Origin of the sequence: Leptospira soteropolitanensis (assembly GCF_026151655.1) — a bacterium.
GTDB classification, from domain to species: Bacteria; Spirochaetota; Leptospiria; order Leptospirales; family Leptospiraceae; genus Leptospira_A; species Leptospira_A soteropolitanensis.
The window spans coordinates 1-5063 of sequence record NZ_JAMQPN010000024.1; the positions used below are offsets into that span (position 1 = coordinate 1).

At 31.5% G+C, this 5063-nt stretch carries 5 protein-coding genes; all 5 read left to right on the forward strand.

The features are described 5' to 3' along the window. Positions 1–49 precede the first annotated feature (49 nt). Complete coding sequence (locus ND811_RS18770) at positions 50–2779, forward strand: hypothetical protein (protein WP_265353485.1); 2730 nt, start codon at positions 50–52, stop codon at positions 2777–2779. Positions 2780–2966: 187 nt separating this feature from the next. Further along, positions 2967–3677: a hypothetical protein gene (locus ND811_RS18775; RefSeq protein WP_265353486.1), complete on the forward strand. Its 711-nt coding sequence runs from the start codon at positions 2967–2969 to the stop codon at positions 3675–3677. A 291-nt stretch (positions 3678–3968) separates the two neighbouring features. Next, positions 3969–4217 carry a DUF6364 family protein gene (locus ND811_RS18780; RefSeq protein ID WP_265353487.1) on the forward strand — a complete coding sequence of 83 codons (249 nt, stop codon included), beginning with the start codon at positions 3969–3971 and terminating at the stop codon, positions 4215–4217. Beyond that, complete coding sequence (locus ND811_RS18785; RefSeq protein ID WP_265353488.1) at positions 4214–4639, forward strand: type II toxin-antitoxin system VapC family toxin; 426 nt, start codon at positions 4214–4216, stop codon at positions 4637–4639. Before ND811_RS18780 ends, ND811_RS18785 begins: the two co-directional genes overlap by 4 nt. Before the next feature lie 270 nt (positions 4640–4909). After that, positions 4910–5063: type II toxin-antitoxin system MqsR family toxin (locus tag ND811_RS19660; RefSeq protein ID WP_407658931.1), on the forward strand; the 154-nt coding region annotated here is incomplete at its 3' end.

Consider the following 5063-nt stretch of genomic DNA (forward strand, 5'->3'; position numbering starts at 1 on the left):
CCAATTAAAAATCTATTGAAAAAAAAATGCTTACTCTTGAGATACAATAATGAATAAAGATTTAAAAAATTTACGAGAATATGTTGAAAGTGAGAGCACAGAAAGATCCAAAGATCACCTAATTTTTCCACTTTTTAAAAATCTTTTTTCTTCAAATAAATTTAAAAAAGAAGCTGATGCCAATGGAGCTGATATATATATTGAAGGTAGACTTTTAGTAGAATTAAAAACACATGAAAAAGATTGGTTATCTGCTTATTATCAATCTATGCATTACAAAAGAAGAGGACTAACCTATTCTACTATTTGCATCATCAGCCATAACTTTATTGGTCTATGGAAACTTAATCAAGTACCTAAAGGTGCACTTGAACTAATTAACAATTCAGATTCGACTGTAGCACCGAGTGAAATAGGTAAACGTAATGCTAAAAAAACTACAAAAGGTCTCGCAAAGGAAATCTTAGATTCATCTTATTTTCTTTTCGATAGCAAAAATTCTCTTTATATCGATTCCCAATATTTAGAATTTCTTGATTACCTTAAAAATATAGATAGTGAAAGAATTCAAATTAATCCTCAAAATTTTCTAAGAACAATAGGCGAACTTAAGCCATTTTTTAGAAATTCGATAGATGCTATCCATTGCTTCTACACCATGCTTCCTTACTGGGATACAACATCACAGGTTCCATTTTCAAGAGACTCCTCACCTAGCATAATCTGGATAAACGGAAAGAATGGAACAAAAGCAAGCGAAGAATTTACAATTAATCCACAGCATCACCAAAATTTTCGAAAATATGTTGAAAGTAGGTATGTTTTTACTAACGATCAAATAGGTATTAATATTGATTATTACTTCAGTCGATTCGATGAAGCATTAGCTGCACATGATTCGGAGTATGTAAAACAGCATGGAATTTTCTTCACTGATATCAATTTATCAAAATTCGCACTTTGGTTCATTCGCGAAAAATTTGGCGAAAAGAAATTAAGCGATAAATACATAGTCTTTGATCCGGCTGGTGGTTCAGGAAATTTAATCAGCAGCTGGAGAAGAAATCACCTAAAATTTAAGGTTGTATCTGAATTGAATCCAGATCTTTTAAAAACAATCGAATTACGACTAAAAAATGATCCAATTCAAATAAAACAAGGTTATACAGTTATACCGAAAACAACAGAAAATAAGGGATTAAATTTTTTAGACAAAAGTGCAGCCGAATATTATAACATAATAAAAAATTATTTATCAATGGATGGAAAAACTATTGATAAACCATTTGCGTTTTTATTAAACCCACCATATAAAAATACTAGAGAAGAAGAAAAATTTCGAGAAAAAACAAGTTCAAATTATTTAGTAAATCAACAAATTATAGATCTAGTTAAAAGTGATGCAAGTAAAGAGAGATTTGTACATTTTCTAGCTCAGATTCTCGAAATAGCAAAGATTCAAAAGAATGAAGGTATAGTCGATAACCCTATAATTTTTATTTTCTCCCCAACATCATGGTTAATACCCAGAGTTGGATTTAAATATTTTCGAGAGGTTTTTGATGAATACTTTAAATTTGAAGGTGGCTTTTTTGTTACTAGTAGTGAATTCTTCGAAGTAGATGGAAAATGGCCCGTGTCATTTACGATTTGGAAATATAACTACAAAAAAAATAATACCAATCAAGTTATTCTAAGCGATTACTCGGATTTGAAAAAAACTGATTTAAACATAAACTGGGATCAAGACCTTAAAGATTTAAATAAACTGATTTCCAAAATAATTAGGAATAAAAAGAAAATCGACTTTGGTAAAAACAGACACGAAATAAGAGATGAACTTCCTCCAATTCTTTTATCAAATGGAAAATCAGAATCATATAAAATGTTAAATTTATATAGATCTAAAACGAAAGATGAAGAGAATATTCCTATAATTAGTGGTTGGCCTTTAAAAGATGACCGGCATTCAAGAATCAAGGCACCTCATGGTTACACTGATGGAGATTATATAGGATTTATGGATGATTTAACACCAGTTCGATTAAGGAGGTCACTGGATGAAAGATTTTCAAATCCTCAAATACAGACAGTATGGTTTCGACTTGATACAGCTGTCAAAGATGGAAATAAGTGTAAAATATTTTCTGGTCCTACAGATAATCGATCTTATTGTGCTTATAATCTACCCACTGCAAAAATACTTTTCCTTTGGTATGCATTAGGTAAAATTACTTTAAATAACTCTCCGCTTTGGGCAAATCAAATGGAAATTTGGTTTCCAAATAGACAAAATTCAAAACTAGGCAGTCTAATCGACTTAAGTTTCAGTTATGGACTATCTGAAAATCGATGTATTGTAACAAAATTTGAAGCAAATAATCCTGCACAAAATTCACCAGAAATATTTATTGAAAATCCAATGTGCCCAATAAATCCAGACTCATTTTGGTCGTTAAATATTTCCGATAATATTAAAGATAATACTTCATTAAAATTAATTTCTTCGATTAATGAATTGTACGAGTATTGGAACAGTAAATATTGCAAGGGCCAATTTATCTTCAACTGTGGATTAAAAGACGAGCCTTATTTTTCATTTTTTGAATATCAAGATTTCGTTTCACCCCACTCAGGATTAATTCAAATCAGGAAATTCGCTGAATTAAGTAATAAAAAGGATCTGTTAGATCAGTTCGATATAATAAAAGAAAATACAAAAAATGTTCGGGAAAAATTTTTGACTCTACTAAAAGAAGATTTTAAATATTACGATTAAACTAATTGGCTTCGCATAACAGCGCCTTAACGCTTCGCTTCGGCACTAGGCCTCGCTCGGTCTGCGACACATAGGCTTCTGGCACTCCCCTTGCTTACGCAAGTGTCGTTCCAGTCCCTAACGTCCCCTTGGGACTCAGGGTCAGCCTACGTCGTTAAGGCTAGTTCGTTATACGCCATAATTTAAAATGAATATTAAAGAACATCTAGATAAAGCTATTCACCACAATCTCGGAGACACTTCATTAAATAACTACAAAGAAATAATCATTAATACTTTCTATTTTGATTACTTCATTGAGGAGCTTTTTTTAGCCAATATAGCTATTAATAGTATAACATTCTGGGAGTTTTGGGAATCCAATCCAACAAAAAGTAATAGAGAAAATAAAATTTATGAAAGCAATTTTTTTGATGGTAAATATTATAAATCTTCTATCCCGGCTAAAATTATCAATGACCCCAATATGCCAATCAAAGAAAACCTATCAATATATAGGAATTATATAAATGAAACTATTAATTGTAATGATTTTGAATACACTTTCTCTCCTAGTTTTAGCTTAAATACTCCGGAAGACTGGATATTTGAGTATGATATATTTTTAATTTCAAAATATAAAGAAATATTCAAAAAAATAAATCTGCTCATTAATGAATGGGATCCGATTGGTTTAATTGCCATGCATTGTCCTCAGGATGAATATGATATTGAAATCAATTTCTTTTTACCAAGAATAATTCATTCTCCAAATAACAACGCAATCGAAATCTTTAACTACACATTCAAGAAATTTTTTGGCGAAAGCTATAACCAATCTCTAACTTCTGAAAAACTAATAGTAGCCGAAGTTTTAGAGATAATAAAAAATGAGAAATATTATTTTAAAGTTAATTAAATTACGGCGTATAACAGCGAGGAAACGCTGCGCTGCGGCACTCACGGCCTTGCTTGGGCTGCGCCACATTCCCTTTCTGTCACTCGTTTGCATCCGCAAACTACGTGCCAGTCCCTAACGTCCCGTCGGGACTCAGGGTCAGGGAACGTCGTCTCCCCTAGTTCGTTATACGCAAGAGACAAAAATCTAATCAAAACACCAGACAAACCCTAAAATTTATTAATTTAAAAGAAAGTTTAGATTGACAAATACGTATTCCATGTGATATTCTATACGTATAGGTGTTTTCGTATGAATACTAAACTTACACTTTCACTTGATGACAGAATCATAAAGCAAGCCAAAGAATTCGCAAAACAAAGAAATAAAAGTTTATCCAAACTAATTGAAGATTATCTAGCTGGTATTTCCTCAAAAATACCTTCAAATGAGCAAAATCTTCCTCCTTTAACGAAAAAATTAGCAGGTATCTTAAAAGGTAAAAAAGAGATTAATCTTAAAAATGATATTTCTAATTTTCTCGAAAAGAAATACAAATGATTAGGAGCGTTTACCTAGATTCTGATATTATTATCGACTATTTATATGCGAGAGAACCTTTTTTCCAAGAATCAGTTCAACTGATTTCTTTAATTGAAAACAAACAAATCAAAGGCTCTATTTCATCTTTAATCGTTTGGAATATTTTCTATATACTTGCAAAATATACAAATGAAAAAACTGCAAGAGAATTAATCAAAGAGTTCATTACTATAATAGAAATAATACCAATTGATGAAAAAATTATAAACCAAGGATTAAATTCTTCCATCAAAGATTTTGAAGATTCAATTCAATACTTCGCTGCAAAATCAAAAAAGATAGAATATTTAATTACACGAAATAAAAAAGATTATACTGATGGTGAAATAAAACCATTAAGTCCAAAAGAATTTCTAACAATTTTCAAAGAAATAACTTAAGAATTCATTTACTACTAGTCTCCTGCGCATAACAGTGGCTAACCGCTTCGCTTCGGGACTTACGCCCTCGCTTGATCTGCGACACATAGGCTTCTGGCACTCCCCTTGCATTCGCAAGTGTCGTGGCCAGTCCCTAACGTCCCGTTCCGGGACTCAGGGCCAGCCTACGTCGGTTAGCCTAGTTCGTTATGCGCAAGACCGTAAAATTTAATTTAAAATACAAGATTTTAAATAGTTGACATTGTCTACCCATTAAATAAACTAGGATTAGTGGAAAAGCGTGTCTGTCATTATCCGTTAAAAAAGATAAAAGAACTGATTAACGAAGGAAAGTTTTCTATTACAAAAAATGCTCAAAAAACTGCCATTGAACAATTTGGATATGGAGAAACTGAAATTATTAATGAAGTTCTAAATTTACATA